The 17,188-nt window shown below is 62.8% G+C and carries 9 protein-coding genes; all 9 read left to right on the forward strand.

Annotated elements, in window-relative coordinates; all coding sequences use genetic code 11:
- The first annotated feature begins 13 nt into the window (after positions 1 to 13).
- The 9 genes from F6X39_RS18580 (at position 14) to F6X39_RS18620 (ending at position 16,947) form a co-directional block, all read left to right on the forward strand.
- A complete protein-coding gene (locus F6X39_RS18580; protein ID WP_175163978.1) occupies positions 14 to 379 on the forward strand; it encodes a GPW/gp25 family protein in 366 nt (121 codons plus the stop codon).
- The gene (locus tag F6X39_RS18585) at positions 376 to 2,883 is read left to right on the forward strand and encodes a baseplate J/gp47 family protein (protein WP_187617666.1); all 2,508 of its coding nucleotides are present in this window, start codon (positions 376 to 378) and stop codon (positions 2,881 to 2,883) included. Before F6X39_RS18580 ends, F6X39_RS18585 begins: the two co-directional genes overlap by 4 nt.
- Positions 2,880 to 5,849 (forward strand): baseplate J/gp47 family protein, encoded by a 2,970-nt coding sequence (locus F6X39_RS18590; protein ID WP_187617667.1) that lies wholly within the window; start codon positions 2,880 to 2,882, stop codon positions 5,847 to 5,849. Before F6X39_RS18585 ends, F6X39_RS18590 begins: the two co-directional genes overlap by 4 nt.
- Positions 5,850 to 5,859: 10 nt before the next feature.
- Complete coding sequence (locus tag F6X39_RS18595; protein ID WP_187617668.1) at positions 5,860 to 8,226, forward strand: hypothetical protein; 2,367 nt, start codon at positions 5,860 to 5,862, stop codon at positions 8,224 to 8,226.
- 47 nt (positions 8,227 to 8,273) lie between these two features.
- Positions 8,274 to 11,069: a DUF6519 domain-containing protein gene (locus F6X39_RS18600; RefSeq protein WP_187617669.1), complete on the forward strand. Its 2,796-nt coding sequence runs from the start codon at positions 8,274 to 8,276 to the stop codon at positions 11,067 to 11,069.
- A gap of 47 nt (positions 11,070 to 11,116) precedes the next feature.
- Positions 11,117 to 12,019: a DUF6734 family protein gene (locus tag F6X39_RS18605; RefSeq protein ID WP_175163969.1), complete on the forward strand. Its 903-nt coding sequence runs from the start codon at positions 11,117 to 11,119 to the stop codon at positions 12,017 to 12,019.
- A gap of 91 nt (positions 12,020 to 12,110) precedes the next feature.
- Positions 12,111 to 14,372: a DUF4157 domain-containing protein gene (locus F6X39_RS18610; protein ID WP_222945249.1), complete on the forward strand. Its 2,262-nt coding sequence runs from the start codon at positions 12,111 to 12,113 to the stop codon at positions 14,370 to 14,372.
- 277 nt (positions 14,373 to 14,649) lie between these two features.
- A complete protein-coding gene (locus F6X39_RS18615; protein WP_187617670.1) occupies positions 14,650 to 15,855 on the forward strand; it encodes a DUF4157 domain-containing protein in 1,206 nt (401 codons plus the stop codon).
- 645 nt (positions 15,856 to 16,500) lie between these two features.
- Positions 16,501 to 16,947 carry an FAD-dependent monooxygenase gene (locus tag F6X39_RS18620; RefSeq protein WP_175163965.1) on the forward strand — a complete coding sequence of 149 codons (447 nt, stop codon included), beginning with the start codon at positions 16,501 to 16,503 and terminating at the stop codon, positions 16,945 to 16,947.
- Positions 16,948 to 17,188: the final 241 nt, after the last annotated feature.

Below are 17,188 nucleotides of genomic sequence, written 5' to 3' on the forward strand. Positions count from 1 at the left end.
TGAGTGAGTTGACATGAACCTCAGCTTTCCTTACGGATTCGATCTGTCCGGGCGCACGCAGCTTTCGGATCTGCCGCGCCATATCGAGGACATGGTCGAACTCGTGCTGTTGACTTCGCCAGGTGAACGCGTGAACCGGCCGACATTCGGCAGCGGGGCGGCACAACTGGTGTTCGCGCCCAACAGTGACACGCTCGCGGCAGCTTTGCAGCAGATCATCAAGGCAGGATTGCAGCAATGGCTCTCCGATCTGATTCAGGTGCAATCGGTGCAGGTCGACAACAATGATTCGACGCTTCTGATCACGGTGCAGTACACGGTCATTCAGACCCAGCAACCGCAGACCTCCGAGTTCGTGTTCGGAGCGGGGGCGCCATGATCTACTTCTGCGCCGAGAAGGTACGCCGCGCGCGCGTGCTGGGACACGCGGGCCTCAACGGTATCGACTTTCTCGAAGTCGACCCCGATACGCCGACGCAACTGCATGTCGTCTTCCTGAAGTGCGAACGTCTCGCGCAGCTTCAGGCCGCCGAATTCGTGATCACGGGCGGCGAGACCGTCTCAGGTATCGTCGCGAACTCGCTTGCTATCACACCTGACGCGCCGAACCGGGTCATCGTCACCGTCAACGAAACGGGAGATTTCTCCGGGTACACGCTGACGTTGCACCATCTCGCCACGTGTGGCGATCCGCACATCGAGGGGCCGCCGCACGGATTCGACCCGGCGCTCGCGAGGATCGATTTTTCGTTCAAGGCGGGCTGCCCGACGATTGGCGACTGCAAGGTGGACAACTGTTGTCCATCGCCAGCTCTGAGCGCGCCGGACATCAACTATCTGGCAAAGGACTTTCAGGGCTTCCGCCAGGTGATGCTCGACCGCATGTGGACACTCATGCCCGACTGGACGGAGCAGCACGCGGCCGATCCGGGCATCGCGGTCGTGGAAGCGCTCGCTTACGTGGCCGACCATCTCAGCTACCGGCAAGACGCGGTTGGCACGGAGGCGTATCTCGGTACGGCCAGGAGCCGTGTCTCACTGCGGCGGCATGCGCGGCTCGTTGACTATACGGTGAGCGACGGCTCGTGCGCGCACGTGTGGTTGCAGATCCAGCTCGTGCAGACCGACGCCGTCACGGACGACCAGCCCGCTGCGATCGTGCGTGCGGGCACGCAGGTCTACTCGCGTGTCGCCGGCGCGCTGCCACGCGTGGCGCCCGACACGAGAGAGGCCGACGCGCTTGCGCGGAGCGCGTCGAGCGTGTTTACGACGCTCGCCGACGTGCAGTGTTTCTCCACGCATGACACGATGCAGTTCCATACCTGGAGCGATGCCGACTGCTGTCTGCCGGCGGGCGCGACCGAGGCAACGCTGGTCGGCACGCTGAAGAATCTGCAGGTGGGCGACGTGCTGGTCTTCGAAGAAGTACTCGGCCCGAATACGGGTCAGCCTGAGGACGCGGACCAAACTCATCGCTGGGCCGTGCGGCTCACCGCCGTCCGCTCCACTGACTATCTCGGTGACACGCTCATCGATCCGGTCGACAACATCGCGATTACGCATATCGCCTGGAACGCTTCTGACGCACTCCCGTTTCCGCTCTGCGTCTCGGCGACTTTCGACAATGGCACCACCACCACCGAGCTCGAGAACGTGAGCGTGGCGCGCGGCAATGTGGTGGCCGGCCGACATGGCATGCGGATCGCGCAGCCGCAGCTCCTCGATCCGGTGCCAGCCGCGCCGCCCGCGCCCGTCGGCAATCCGGCGGGCTACTGCTGCGGCACGAGCGCAACCATCACGACGCGGCCGCGTTATTACCCGGCGCTTGCTGGCCAGCCGCTCTCGTTTGCGGCACCTGTCGACCCGAGTGCGCCGGCCTCCGCCCTGACCGCGCCCGCGCCGCCCGTGCCCGGTGTCGATACGCAGGCCGTTCCGCTCATCAGCCTCGTCGACGACCAGAATGAAATCTGGACGCCGGTGGCAATGCTGCTCGGCCAGACCGAGCCCGGCAACAACTTTGTCGTCGAGATCGAGCGCGACGGGACGGCGTTCCTCCGTTTCGGAGACGATACTTTGGGCGTTGCGCCGCTCGAAGGCACGCGGTTCAGCGCCGACTACTGGATCGGCAACGGCAGCGCAGGCAACGTCGGGCGCGACGCGCTCGCGCACATCGTGTCGAACGACGCGGCGGTGCAGGGGGTGCGCAATCCGTTGCCGGCGGCAGGCGGCGTCGACGCGGAATCGATGGAACATATCCGCCAGGCCGCGCCCGTCGCGTTCAACACGCAGATGCGCGCCGTCACCGAGGACGATTACGGCGAAGTCGCGCTGCGCGATTCGCGTATCAAGGCTGCGCGAGGCAGGTTTCGCTGGACCGGAAGCTGGCGGACGACTTTCGTCACGCTCGAACCGTCCGCAGGTCAAGTTGCGGACACGACGATGATCGACGACACGCTGACGCGCCTCGATCTTTTCCGCATGGCCGGCACCGACCTCGAAGTCGAGGCGGCCGTGATCGTGGGATTGAAGATCGTGCTGCACGTGTGCGTCGATTCACAGCATTTCCGTACCGACGTGCGACAGGCGTTGACGCGCATCCTGGTTTCCGGCGACGTATGCGACGGCACGCCGGGCCTGCTCGCGCCAGTCAACTTCTCGCTCGGCGAGACGGTCTATCTGAGTCCGCTGCTGGCAGCGGTGCAGGCCGTGGAGGGCGTGACTTCCGTCAATGCTCTGGCCTTCCAGCGGCTCGACGATCCGTTGAGCGACGCAGTCGCAAGAGGCTACATCACGATGAACCGGCTGGAACTGGCCAGTGTCGCGAACGACCCGAGCCGGCTCGATCGCGGCTATCTCACGCTCACGATGGACGGCGGAAAATGAGCAATTCCTGCGAGTCCGCGTCGGTTCAGTTGTGCGGCTGTTGCGAAGGAGTCGGCCGGGAGACGCCCGCGCCCATCTACAACCGGCCGGCGCTTGCGCAAATCGTCTATCGCGCGGGGGTGTTCGCCACCTTCAAGGCTAGCATGATCGCGGCGCTCTCGAACCGGGAGTATGGAGCGCTGAGCGCGCTGACGACGCGCGATGACGGCGACTTCTCGATCGCGCTGATCGACGCATGGGCGCTCGTGTCGGACATCATCACGTTCTACCAGGAGCGTGCCGCCAACGAAGCGTATCTGCGCACTGCAACAGTCACGCGCTCCGTGTTCGAACTCGCGCGGCTGGTTGGCTATCAGCCCTCGCCGGGCGTGGCGGCATCCGCGCCGCTCGCCTTTACACTGAACGATGCGCCGGGCGCCCCGGACCCGGTGGTGATCGCATCGGGCAGCCGTGTGCAGAGCACGCCTGGCGCCGGACAGTCGCCGCAGACCTTCGAAACCTCCGCGGACCTGACCGCGTACGTTGCACACAACGCGCTTGCCGCGACCACGACCGGGCCGGTCGATCTCACGGCGCTGATCGGCAATTCCGCGGCGGCCCTGGCTTCGGCTGCCGTTTCAGGTGCGAGCGTGGCCTCGGCCGCCGACCAGGACGACCCGGCTATCTGGCTCGCGGGCACCTCGACCGGGCTCAAGGTGGGAGACGGCGTGCTGTTCATTGCCGACGACGACTGCGTGCAAAACGCCGACAGTCCCAACTGGTCGTTTTGCCACGTGGTCGGCATGAGCGTGGATTCCGCCAGGCAGCGCACCCAGATATCGCTCGATACGCCGCTGGCCGCGGCCCTGGCGTCGGCGACGAGCGTGACACTCTATGCGATGCGAAAGCGCGCGGCACTGTATGGCTATAACGCGCCCGATCCAAAATTGCTTGCCGACCAGACGCTGGCCCATTTTCCGTCGGGTACGTTCACGCCGGCGGGATCGCCGGCTACTCCGACGATCGCAGACTGGAACTTCGCATCGACCTTGTCGGGCACGACCATTACGCTCGACCAGGTGTACCAGGGCATCGTGTCTTCGGGCAGTCCAGCCAACCCGACCTGGATCGTGCTCGTGGCCGACGGCGGGCCGTCGCAGTTTTATCAGGTGACGGGCGTGGCCGAAGGTGCCTTCGACCTCTACGCAATTTCGTCCAAGGCGACGCAAGTCACGCTGCATGCACCCGATGGCACGAAAGCGAAGCAGACACTCGCGCAGTTCGTGACACCCACTCCGCGCATGACGGTCGCGTTCGTGCAGAACGAATCGCTCACGGTGGCCGACCAGCCCGTGACGCAAACGTCGATCGACAACGGCACGGCTAGCGGCGGCAGCGCGGGCACGCCGCAGACCCTTCAGGCCGGCATGCTCACGCCGATCTTCGGCGATTCGGTGGAGGTGGGCGGTGGCCAGCGGTTGACGGCCGGCCGCGCGGTCGCGATCTCGGGCAAGCGGTTACGAATCACGGTGATTCAGGCGGGCGCGTACCTGATGCCGGCCGACGGACAGGCACCGATTCTCCTCAACGCCGGGGACACCTTTATTCTCGATTCGTATCCGCCGGTGCAGGTGGCCGTGCCGCCCGCGTTGCAGTGGCTTTCGAGCGCGCTCGCCAACCTCACGAGCCTGTACGCATGGAGCGTGATCACGACGACGGGTCAGCCCGGCATGCTCTATGTGGACCCGTCGCAGACCGTGCTCGTCCCGCCAGACAAGAATGATCCGTCTGCCAGTGAGGCCGCTGTTCTGGATAGTCTCGACAAGAACGGCACGAGTACCACGCTCGTTTTCACCGCGCCCCTCGCTCGCATTTACGACCGCGAGACGTTCGCCGTCAATGCCAACGTCGTCGAGGCAAGCAACGGGCAGACGGTCAACGAGTTGCTGGGCAACGGCGACGGTACTCAGGCCGGTCAGACTTTCACACTGAAGCAGAGTCCGCTCACCTACGTCAGCACGTCGAACGGCGAGGGCGGTCAATCGACCCTCGAAATCTGGGTCAACGAATTGCAGTGGCACGAGGTGGCGAGTCTTCTCGATCAATCGAACCGTGCCCGCGTGTTCGTCACGCGCATGGCGCAGGACGGTACGGTCACCGTGCAGTTCGGCGACGGCGTGCACGGAGCGCGCCTGCCGAGTGGACAGATGAACGTGCGCGCGGTGTATCGCAAGGGCATCGGCACAGCCGGCAATGTGCCGTCCGGACAACTGAACCAGCCGCTCGATCGCCCGGCGGGTCTGAAGTCCGCGAGCAATCCGGCGTCGGCCTCGGGCGGAGCCGATCCGGCCACGCTCGCCGACGCGCGCACGAGCGCGCCGTTGCTCGTACAGACCATTGGACGCGTGGTGTCGCTCGAAGACTACGAGAACTATGCGCTGGCGTTCTCCGGCATCGCGAAGGCTCTGGCGACCTGGACCTGGTTCGGCCGCACGCGTGGCGTGTTCGTCACCGCCGCGGGCGCCGATGGCGACGTGCTCGATCCGGCTGGTACGACCCTCGCGAATCTGGTGGCGGCCTACCGTCGCTACGGTTCTCCCTATGTGCCGATCCGGGCGATGTCCTATCAGCCGCGCTGGTTCCGGCTCGGCGGCAACGTGAAGGTCGATGCGTGGAACTACGATCCGCCCACCGTGCTCGCCGCCGTGCGCGACGCGCTGACTCTGGCCTTCGGTTTCGATGCGCGCGCGCTCGGCGAAGGCGTCGCGGCGAGCCTGATCGTCAAAGTTGCGATGCAGGTGCCGGGGGTCCAGGCAGTCCGGCTCACCGTGTTCAACCGTGACGATCAGGGCGTCAGTCCAGGCGCGCCGCTGCTCAATTTCCTGCCCGCCTTTTCACCGGTGCCGGGCGACCGGCAGGCGATCGTTCCCGCCGAACTGATGCTGCTCGATACGTCGTCGTTGAAGGGGCTGCAACCGTGGTCATGAGGGAGCCGTCATGAGTCTCGGAGTCGAAGAAGTCTATGCGCTGCTGCCGGCGATCTTCCGCACTCGCGACGCCGCGGCGGGCGAGCCGCTGAAGAGTCTGATCGGCGTGATCTGCGAGCAGGTGGCCGTGCTGCAGAACGACCTCGACGGCCTTTATGACGACGCCTTCATCGAGACCTGTTCTCCCTGGGTGATTCCGTATATCGGTGATCTCGTCGGCTGGCAGGCGATCACGCCCGCGTCGCGCTCTGAGGTCGCGGATACGATCGGCTATCGGCGTCGCAAGGGTACGCTCGTCGCGCTCGAACAGATCGGACGCGATGTGACCGGACGGCCGACGCACGTCGTCGAGTATTTCAGAAGACTCATCACGGCAGAGAGCATGCATCATCTGCGCCCTCACCACGCAAGCACGCTGAACTTGCGGCATGGGACTGCGCTGGAGAACATCAGTGCCGCGGCCATGCCGTTCGACGACTCGAACCGCACGATCGACGTGCGGCGCATCGCACCACGCGCGCGGATGAGCGACTCGAGGGCGGCGTCCGCCGATGCGCCCGACAACGCGCCGCTCGACGTCTTGCTGCATGGCGCGGGACGCTACAACATACCGGAGGCCGGCGCGTTCCTGTGGCGCTGGCAGGCCTGTCCGGTTCGCAATCAGCCTGCGTTCCGGATCGACGGGCGCCGCTTCATGTTCAGCCCGCTCGGCAACGACATGCCGCTCTTCAATGAGCCTTCCGGCATCACGCCGTTCGCCGCGCTTTCCACGCGCCTGAATGTGCCGCAGCCGATCAGCCGGCGGGAGTTCTTCGACGCGCCGGCGACCTTCTACGGCAGTCTCGACGATGCCGGCAGCGTGCGGATCATCCGCGATGGCGTACCCGTGCCGCGGTGCGAAATCTGCGTGTGCGACCTCGCGAGCGACGCGCTGGACAGGTGGCCCACGCCGGCCGCCGGCCACGTCGCGCTCGATCCGGTACTCGGGCGCATTGCGTTTTCGTCGGCCGACGTCCCACCCGCCGATGTGAGACTCGACTATTGCTACGGCTTTCCGGCTCACGTCGGCGGTGGCAGTTACGACCGTACACCGAATCTCGCGATGCCTGAAGACGGATTCGACTGGACGATCGTGGTCGGTGACGAGACGCCGTCCGGCGTGCCGACGGCCGACAGCCTCGACGACGCGGTCGCGCTATGGAACACGCTGCCGCCCGCGGTGCGCACGGGTCGTATCGTGCTGCTCGACATGTACACGGCACACATCGATCTGAGCGGCGCGCAGGCGGTGAAGATCGGCGCGGGCCGTCAACTCTGGATCGTCGCGGGCGAGTCGCACGTCGACGCGAATCGGGCGTTCGTACCTGGCTTCACGGGCAGCCGGGCGACGCTCTTCGGCGATATCGACGCCATGGGCGGTGCGAGCGACGCGACCACTGCGGGCGAACTGTGCCTGAGCGGCGTGCAGCTCGCAGGTGGTGTGAGCGTGTCGAGTGGCGCGCTGACGCTGCGCATCCTCGACTCGACGCTCGTGCCGGGCCGTGGCATCGCCCGCGACAACGAGCCGCTCCGTCCGGGAGAGCCGTCGATCGTCGTGAGTTCGCCGGGCGCGACCGTCTGCCTCGTGAACGCCATCAGCGGGCCGCTGCTCGTTACGCCGGCAGCCAGTATCGTGCGGATCTGTTCGTCGATTGTCGACGCGACCTCGCCCCATGGCGTGGCGTTCGCGGGCCTCGACGGGCTAGGCGAGGGCGCGACGCTGCACGTCGAGGACAGTACGGTGATCGGCAAGGTGCACACGTACATGATGGAACTCGCGTCCAACTCGATCTTTCTTGCGCGTGCGCGACTCTCCGGAAGCTGGCGCGCGGCGCTCTGGTGCACCCGCAGGCAGGCGGGCTGTGTGCGGTTTTGTTATCTGCCCGCGCTGGCGCTCCTGCCGCGCCACTACGAGTGCGTGCAGGGCGAGCCGCAGCAGGAGGGCACGTTGATGCCGCACTTCGTGTCGCTGCGTTTCGGGCGGCCTTCCTACGGGCTTCTATCCGGCGACTGTCCGATTGCGATCTGGCAGGGTGCTGATGACGAGGGCCAACTCGGCGTCTATCACTCGCTCGACGAAACGCAGGCGGTCACGAACCTGTTCACGCGGCTTGGAGAATATCTGCCGTTCGCGCTCGAGGCGGGCATCTTCCTGATCCCCGCGCGTGGCGAGCGGCGGCGCCCGCGTGCCGGATTCGCCTACTACGGCTATCCATCCGGCGCCGCGCCCGCATTGGCGGCGTCCGGCGCACCGGACGCTTGCACGGCGATCGACGAACGCGATGTCGACGACGATCTGACCCAGGGTTACGTGGGCATTGGCGCACATCTGATCTGAATCGCCGCCGGTCCGTCGTGACCGGAGCGAGTTCGAAGGGGAACACCATGAAGGGCGATTTCAGTCGGCTTCGTTTCAACCGCGCAAGGCACTATACGTCGGTCCTGACCCAGCAAGGCCGGGTCGAACTCGATTCCGACGCGAACGAACAACGCGCGATCGACGAGCACCTGCGCAAGACCGAGACCATCGACATCGTCGGACAGTCGGGCGGGCCGATCGATCATGCGGGTTTTGACATCGCGCTGAATGCCGACCAGTCGTCGCTGACGTTTTCGGCTGGCCGCTATTATGTCGACGGACTGCTCTGCGAGAATCCCGCGCCGGGCGACTACGCCACGCAACCGTATCTGCTGGGCGCGACTGGCATTGCCAGTATGCTCACGGCGTTGCGTCGGGGCACCTTGAGCGCGCTCCAGGTCTATCTGGAAGTGTGGCAGCGCGTCGTCACGCCAATCGATGACCCCGGCATCAAGGAGGTTGCGCTCGGCGAAGCCGACACGACCGATCGCCTGCAGACCGTCTGGCGGGTCGTGGTTGAGCAGGTCTTCGCCGAAGGTTCGTCCACGACGGCGTCCGCGCCCGCCGGGTCGAGCATCAACAGTTCGACGTTCAGCCGCCTCGGGCTGACCAACCGTATCGCCAACCTGAACCCGGCGTTGACTACTGCGCTCACGGCCGCGTCCAACCGGTCGTCGAATCTGAATGCCGTCACGTCGCGGGCGACTAGCACATCACTGATCGACAGTGCCGCGGGGCTCGGCTCATCCGGGGGAGCGGTCGGTGTTTCGGGGCCGGTCGGCACGCAGAGCGCCACGGTGCAAACACAGGACGGCACCTCGCAGGACACAACGCCAGCGCTTTCATGCTGCCAACAGATGGCGCTCGCGTCTAAGCCCGTTACACCTGGCAAGATGGGCGTGCTCACAGGCAGTGCCGACACGACCGCGAGCCCTTGCTTGCCGGTGCCTTCGGCGGGTTATCGTGGTCTGGAGAACCAGTTGTATCGGGTGGAGATTCATCACGGCGGGACGGCGGACATCGCAACGTTCAAGTGGTCGCGTGACAACGGTTCGGTCGTGACCTCTGTCGTGTCGACAAGCGCGTCCTCGGTCAACGTGGATAGCCTTGGTCCCGACGCGAATCTCGGTTTTTCGCCCACGCAATGGGTCGAGCTGATCGACGACAGCAACGAGTTCGGTCTCGTGCCGAATCAGCCCGGACAATTGCGGCAGATCGAAGGAATCGACACCACCGACCTGAAGGTGACGTTCGACGCGAACGTTGACGCGTTGCCGATCGATCTCGACGTGGTGGCGGGTCATGCGAAGCTGCGTCGCTGGGATCAGTTCACACCTTCGGCATCGTCCGACGGCGTACCGCTGTCGGCGGGCAACTGGATCGATCTGGAAAACGGCATCCAGATCTGCTTCACGACCACGGGCACCTACACGGCGGGAGACTACTGGCTGATACCGGCGCGTACAGCGACGGGCAATGTCGAGTGGCCGCCCGCCGACAGCGACGCCTCACGCTTCCAGCCGCCGCATCAAACCACGATACACCGCGCGCCGCTCGCCTGTATTCACATTACCGACCGGCAATTCGTGGTCGAACCATGCAGGCAACTCTTTTATCCTCTCATCGACCTGACGCCCGCTGCTGCGGTGCCTGCGCTGCATGTGACTAACATCAACTGGCCGAACGACGGTATTTATACCGTCGCGCAGTTACTTCAAAAGGGCCTCCTCGTTACATTCGACAATGCGCCGAGCGTGGCGCTGACCTCGGCGAACTTTGTCGTCGAAGCGAACGTGCCGATTAGCGCGCTCGAAAAACGCGAGTTCCAGTCGATCTGGGCGGGATCGCTGCTGTTTGCGACCCCTGTGCTCGAGATCAGTGGGACCGTCGCTCAACAGGGCAGCACGCCTGTTTTCAAGTGGAGCCCACCCCTGATGCCCAACGTGGCCTGGTATTACGATCTGCTCCAACTTGCCCAAAGCAGTCTGTTCGTGCGCATCCGCGTGACGCTCAAGGGACGGTTCATTTTTGCGCCGTCCGGCGCGCAGACCTTGTACCTCGACGGTCGTGCGCTCGGTCAGCCCGGCACGGCGCTCGACGGCAAGACGCCGCGGATCGATCTCGTACTGCCGTCGGGCGAGGGCGCGCAAAGCAGCGACTTCGAAAGCTGGTTCACGCTCGTGCCGCCTCTCGAGATCGAGTCGCTCACCGTCGCAACAAATACGCCGGCGGTCGCGCCGGCAGTCGGCGCGGGGCCGATCACGCCGCTGACGGAAGTCGGGGCAGCCGTGCGCGACGCGCTTGCGCCAAACGCTTCGGGCGCGGCTGCTACGGTTGCGCCGAGTGCTGCTGCGGCTGTCGCGCCGGGCGCGGCAGCGACCGTTGCGCCGGCCGCGGCGACCACGATTGCTTCAGGTGCCGCGCCCGCTGCCGCATCGAGCGTTGCAGGCAATCTCGCGACGGCCGCTGCGAACGTGAGCAAGTTCACGCTCGCCAACCAACCCGACGCATTCACGCAAATCATCGACCCTGTGTTTCGCTCCACGCTGACGGGCGAGAGCACGACCTGTCAGGTGACACTCCAGTATCCCCCGCTGTTTGACACGACGGTCCAACTCTCAGTCAGCAACGCGGGGGGATACGAACCCTACATTTCGCTGCCGTCTTCCGTGGTGGTGAGCGCGGGAACGAAGAGCCAAACGTTCGTTGTGCGAGTCATTGTGATCCGAGAACTGGCGACGAATCCGCCGACGATCGTCGCGTCGCTCACGGACTCGGGCGGTCAGACCTCGACTCAATCGCTCGTGCTCAAAGTGGGCTGAGCTCACCGTGAAGTCCGCTCGACAAGTTCGACATCAAGGATTCAATCATGCGCGCTGTCTGGTCCTTCTGGAGCCGTCCGTTCGATAACTTCTACAAGGGCGCATGGCTCAGCGAATATCACCACCTGCTCGCATGGGTGATCTCGGTCAATGTCGCGCGCAGGCACTACCCCGACACGCTGCTCGTCACCGATATCGCTGGGAAAAAGCTGCTCGTCGAGCAACTCGGCTTGCCGTTCGCGAGCGTATCGACCGCGCTGGAAGGGCTCGCCGACATCGATACGCGGTGGTGGGCGGTTGGTAAGCTCGTCGCCTATGCGCTGCAAAGCGAACCATTCGTGCATATCGACACGGATGTATTCATGTGGAAACGGCTGCCGCGCTGGCTTGAGGAAGAACCGGTGATTGCCCAGCATCCGGAGTATTTTTCCGAGAACGACGGTTGCTATCAGCTCGACGCCGTCGAAGCTGCTATGCGGGAGACTGGCGGCATTCTTCCCGAAGAATGGCTCTGGACACACGCGCGCAGTTCGTACCAACGCTCGGAGAATTGCGGTGTCTGCGGCGGCACGGACGTGCAGTTTCTGAGTTATTACGCGAACCTTGCCAGGTCGGCGGCGTTGCGCCCCGAGAACGAGCAGGGATGGCTCAGGCAAGCCAACACCTGGGTCCACAACATGATGGTCGAGCAATACGTGTTGGCAGCGTGCATCGAATATCACCGGCACAGGCCCGACTCGCCGTTCCACCACGTGCGGCCGGGCTACGTCTTCGCTTCCTGGGATGATGCCTGCGATCAAGCGCGAGCCGCGCAAGCAGGCTATACGCATTTGCAGAGCGGCGCGAAGCGGCACCCAGCAGTGGGTGCGCGCATCGAAGCGCGTGTGCGGCGGGACTTTCCTGGGTATCTTGGGCGGTGTCGGGAGATCGCGAAGGTGGGGGCGGCATAAGGTACATTCAGCGGAGAGTAGAATCGTCATCAGGTTCCGTTCGATAGATTCGCGATGACCGAGCGAGTCGCGATGTGTTTCGGAGGCAGCAATGATGTTTGCTTCGAAGATCGCCAGGCCGCAGACCAAGTCCACGCAAAATCCGACAGCCGGAACCGCCACTTCGCGACCTGCGCTTGCGAAGCATCGACTTGGCTATCGTCCAGTGGAACAGGCAGGCTCTCTTCAACGCGTGATCGATATCCGAACACCCCTCTGGCTGTTTCAGCGAGGGACTGGATCGGAGGCAAGCACTCCCATCAGCGACCACGAGCAAGAAAGGGACGGACCGAATGCGCCGCCCGTGAGCGCATCCAGCGGCACCTCAGGTTCTTTTGCGAAGATCGTGCTCTCCACTCTTGGACCAACACGCCGAGCGCAACTATCCTCGGGGGACGGCCATCAGGCGGCGATGCAACCGAAGCTTCTGATCGGATCAGTCGACGACCCTTTAGAACGCGAAGCTGACCGCGTCGCTGATGAAGTGATACGGATGCCGGATTGGCATGAGCAAGTCACTTCATCGCCGGTGCAGACAATGCGAAAATGCGCCGCTTGCGAGGAAGATGACAAGAAGAAACTGCAAATGAGGCCATCAACTGCGCCAGCGAGTGGAGCTGTCGACGCTCTTGCCTCAGTGCAGGACGTATTAGCGTCGTCGGGGCAGCCTTTAGACGCAACTGCCCGAGCCTATCTCGAGCCCCGGTTTGGGCACGACTTTTCGCGCGTTCGCGTGCACACCAATGATCGAGCAGCCAAGTCTGCGCAATCGATCGGCGCCTCCGCTTACACGACCGGATCGGATATCGTGTTCGCGGCCGGCCAGTATGATCCAGGCAGCAGAGCCGGCCGACACCTATTGGCGCATGAGCTGACTCACACCATCCAGCAGCGCGCATCATTTCCAAAGGTCCTTCGACAAGCGGATGATCGGCCAGATCCGGACGATGCGGGTGCAGCTCCAACGGCGAGTCTCGAGGATCGCGCCACGCGACCTGCCAGCAAAGCGGTCATTCACGCACTGAATAGCAGTAATCCCGAGGCGTCGGGCGGCATCGAAATCGGTAACTTTCCGGAGGCATACCGCATTCTGAATTCCCTGGCGATGTTCGATATTCTGGCCACGCTCGATGAACTCAAGAAATTGGGCGAGCTCCAGGTGCTGAGGGACCATACTAACGATGCGATCGGGGTGGATCTCCCGAGGATTGAAGTGGGCATTGCGGCGGTTGCTGATCGTACGACGATCACACAGAAAGGGTGGTCCCCGACGCAGGGCGAGGCGTTCGCAGCCCTGCCTCCTGAGCAACAAAAGGACGTTTCCGATTTCCTCGGTGCTACTCCGAACACGCAGGCTACAGCACCGCTTATCACTGCGGAGGACGCTGTTATTATCGGAGTAGTCGTAGGCGCGCTCGCCGTGGGGGTGATAGCAGTCATTGTGGTACCAGAACTCGTCGCGCTCGCCGCTCCTGCAATAGCTCGAGTGGGAGCGCCCGTCATTATTAGAGTCGCGGCCGGTCTTGCGGCGGCTTCGGGGATCTCGACAGCGGGGGAAGGCGCGGTCCTTACTGGGGAGATCACCGCGATTGAAGCCGCACCAGCTGCAGTGGAGACTGCAAGCGGGGGCGCCCGTGGAGTGCAAGTTCTGCGAGTGGTCATGCAGGAAGTGCCAGCAACCGTTACTGCGCCGGCTTCACAGGCGAGTCAGGCGGTTATCAGCATTAGCAGTTCCGCATCGTCGATACCACAAGCAGCGATCATAACGGCGGGTGCTGCCGCTGGCACGCTATCGAGTGATAGTTCGAGCGCACCGAGGGATAAAGACAAGAAGGAGAAAAAATCGGTTTGCGACACGGAAACACCAACTGGCGAGCTTACGTCGTGGATTGGCTGGGGAACCGATCCTGATTACGCAACGATAGGAATGTGGAGGCAACAGCTGCTGCCGCTGACAACAGATTTTTCTGGCTGCGAGGTCTTCGAAACCGACCCGGGTGGTGGAACAGACTCTTGCTGGTATAACTATTCAGCGATATTCCCGTACAACAAGGTAAGCGGCGGTCCGCCGTGGATTGTTGAACCCGGCAATTATTGGAAAACAGATTACGTCGGCTGGCATGACTATGCTGTGGATTTCTACCGGAAGGATGGAAGAGCGCCTTGCGGATCCAGTTTTTTGCAATCCATGCATATCAGGCGTCCATCAGGTGGCGACCAGGAATATGCCCGGAATCAGTTGGCCGGTGAATTTGACGCGAATCAGGTTTCGAGCTCGCGGGCCGGCCAGACGGAGATTAGAAACTGGCCATAAGTTCGAATCGGTTGATGTGCAAACTAGGAATGAGGTCGCGCCAGCGAGGTTGATAACCCGCTCGAACACGTGACAAACGGTCTCGCTAATCAGGCGACGCATATGCCTGTGACGCTGGAGTTCGTCATCCGCGGTACCAATTTGAATCAGGGAGGTCCGAATCATGTTTGCACAGCGGTGTGCCAAGGCACAAATGAAACCTCCTGCGAGTCCGGCGAGCACATTGGGAAGCACTAATCTGCCACGCGGGTCTCGATCAGTTGTATCTAGCGCAACAGTGGGCACCATTCAACGGAAGCTCGTTGTTGGAGCGGTTAATGATCGACTGGAGCAAGAAGCCGACCGCGTCGCTGAACTGGTTATGCGTATGCCTCATCCAGCGCTATTCACTGGCGTGGGCCCCGCGCAGATCGCTCGCAAATGCCCGACTTGCGCCGAAGAACAGAGCACAGCCGTCGACAGCGAGCAGGTGCGACGGCAGTCAGACGACCAGGTCGGAGCAGAGGAGGATGAAGAGGGCTACGAAGATGTGGACGGTTCGACTGTGCGGCGAGCGGTAGATGCAGGTGCCCGTGCCAGCGGGCGGCGTGCCGTTTCGCAACACGCTCTGAACCTGCTTGATGCAACTCGTGGTCAAGGCGAGCCTCTGACGCCATCATTGCGGCGGTTCTTCAATCCTCGGTTGGGGCACGACTTTTCCCGCGTGCGGATACACGCCGATAGGACAGCTGCCGTGTTGAACCGGGACCTGCACGCCAAGGCGTTTGCAATTGGACAAGATATTTATTTCGGCGAAGGGCAATTCCAGTCGCACCCAGGGAAGCTGTTGGCCCATGAACTCGTCCATACGCTCCAGCAGAACAATCGGATCGATGGAGGGGCGGGGCCAACGCCCTTTCAAGGAAGTGCTGGACTTGTACGCAGGCAGCCGCTGGATGCGCTCGACGAACCGATTGCTGCGGATGTGCCACAGGTAGCCCAAACTCCTTGTCCGAACAGCGTGTCGCTCGGAACCGTCTCGCATCGCAATTTTGCAGATCAGTCGACGGCAGACCAAGCGAAGTTCAGGACCTACCTGAGCGCGAAGGCGACCATGAACGTCGGCCCTGGACCCGACCACACCGGCCATTGCATGAAGGAGACGTTAACGCCGGTGTCGAATAGCTGCCCTCCGGAGGCCATAGCACTCCTCAATTCGCCGCCTTGCTCCTCGAGCAAGTGTCTCGACATCAACAGATTTGGCAGCGGCCCAACGGCTTTCCTGGACGAGCATAAAACGAAGGGGCCGAGCAGCATTTTAGAGGGAACCGGCAAAAATTCCTGCACTGCCGTTTGCGATCAGGTTTACAAATGCGATCGCACCCAAGCTACGACCGGCAAGTTTCGCATCACGCGTAATTTTAAGGCTGAAACCGCCACGGATGCCGACGGCGCGAAAATCAACGTCACAACGGGAAGGGTGGAAAAAACGGCGCTCCCATAGTAGAGGCACACGCCGCGGAGACTTTGTAAACAAAAATAACTACTTGGATACCCCTTCTGCGTGCTTGTTGCCGAGCGATCTGATCATCGCGACTGATTTGCACTGAAGGCCGCGGTAGTGCACGTTAGTTCTCCGGGACGAAAAACGATTTCGATGGCTTTTCCGCGTACACCGCATCGGTGCAGCCTCGCAGCATCTTGCGAGTTGGCACTTGTCCGGACTGGCGAGCTCGACGCTGCGTGATCATTCGACGGCTTTCATAATAAAAGGGCACACGGCATCTGACGTGGTCGGACGAGTGTCCACCGGATATGGCTACAGATCTTGTGGAGTGATCTTCCGGCGGACAGTCTCGAGACTGCCAGCAGCTGCGTAAGTGGCGCTGTGCCCCAAGCCTCACGAGACCCATGGATTGGACGGCGCACGAAGCCAGTCGCCGGCTCTGTATCGCAGACGTCCTATATGCGTGGCACGCATATCTCTGCCCGGCCCAACATCTGCCCACGGTCGTCAATTTGCCCCAAAGTGTTCTCCGCGCAGCATGGCGCGGACCACAGTGGACGGCGGAGACAACGACATGATGGAGATGACGGTTTCGATGGGCGCGCTTCTCGATGGGGTGGCGTGCGGTAACGGAGACGATCAATGACCGCAGCAACGCATACGAAGGTCTTGATCGTCGGTGCCGGTCCGACTGGCCTGGCACTGGCTATCGAATTGGGAAGCCGCCAGATTCCGTGCGTGGTGGTCGAGCGCAACGATAGGGTTGGCTATGCCCCGCGCGCGAAAACGACCAATGTCCGGACCCGCGAACATCTGCGTCGCTGGGGTATTGCGGACAAGCTCGCCGCCGCCTCGCCACTTGGGCTTGATTACCCGTCACACGTGCTCTTCATCACGCGGCTGGCGGGTCACATGCTGGCGAGATTCGACAACGCGCTGGACTGCAGCCCGGAACGCAATCCGCATTATTCAGAACACGGGCAGTGGATTCCGCAATACATCCTGGAGGAAGTGCTGCGCTCTCATGCCCAGTCTCTGCCCACTGTGATCATCGGCACCAGTGCCTTGGTTGAGAGCCACAACGTGTAGCCTTGTGCGCGTCGTGCGTCGAGGAACTCCCCGAGAACCGGGTCGGTGAGCATCGTTGCATCTAGTCGCCTGGACGCAAGCCAGCGGCTCAGATTACCAAGGAGCTGAAGTTGATGGATAGCGTCAAGCAGGAAGTCCGGTTTACCGACAAACATCTTGGCCGGTCGGTCGAGATGTTTGTCGCTGTCAGTTGGACATGGTTGTCGCTCCGTTCGGATTGTCAGCGGGTAATTGACGGCGC

The organism is Paraburkholderia sp. UCT2, from assembly GCF_014397665.1.
In the GTDB taxonomy this organism is placed as follows: domain Bacteria; phylum Pseudomonadota; class Gammaproteobacteria; order Burkholderiales; family Burkholderiaceae; genus Paraburkholderia; species Paraburkholderia tuberum.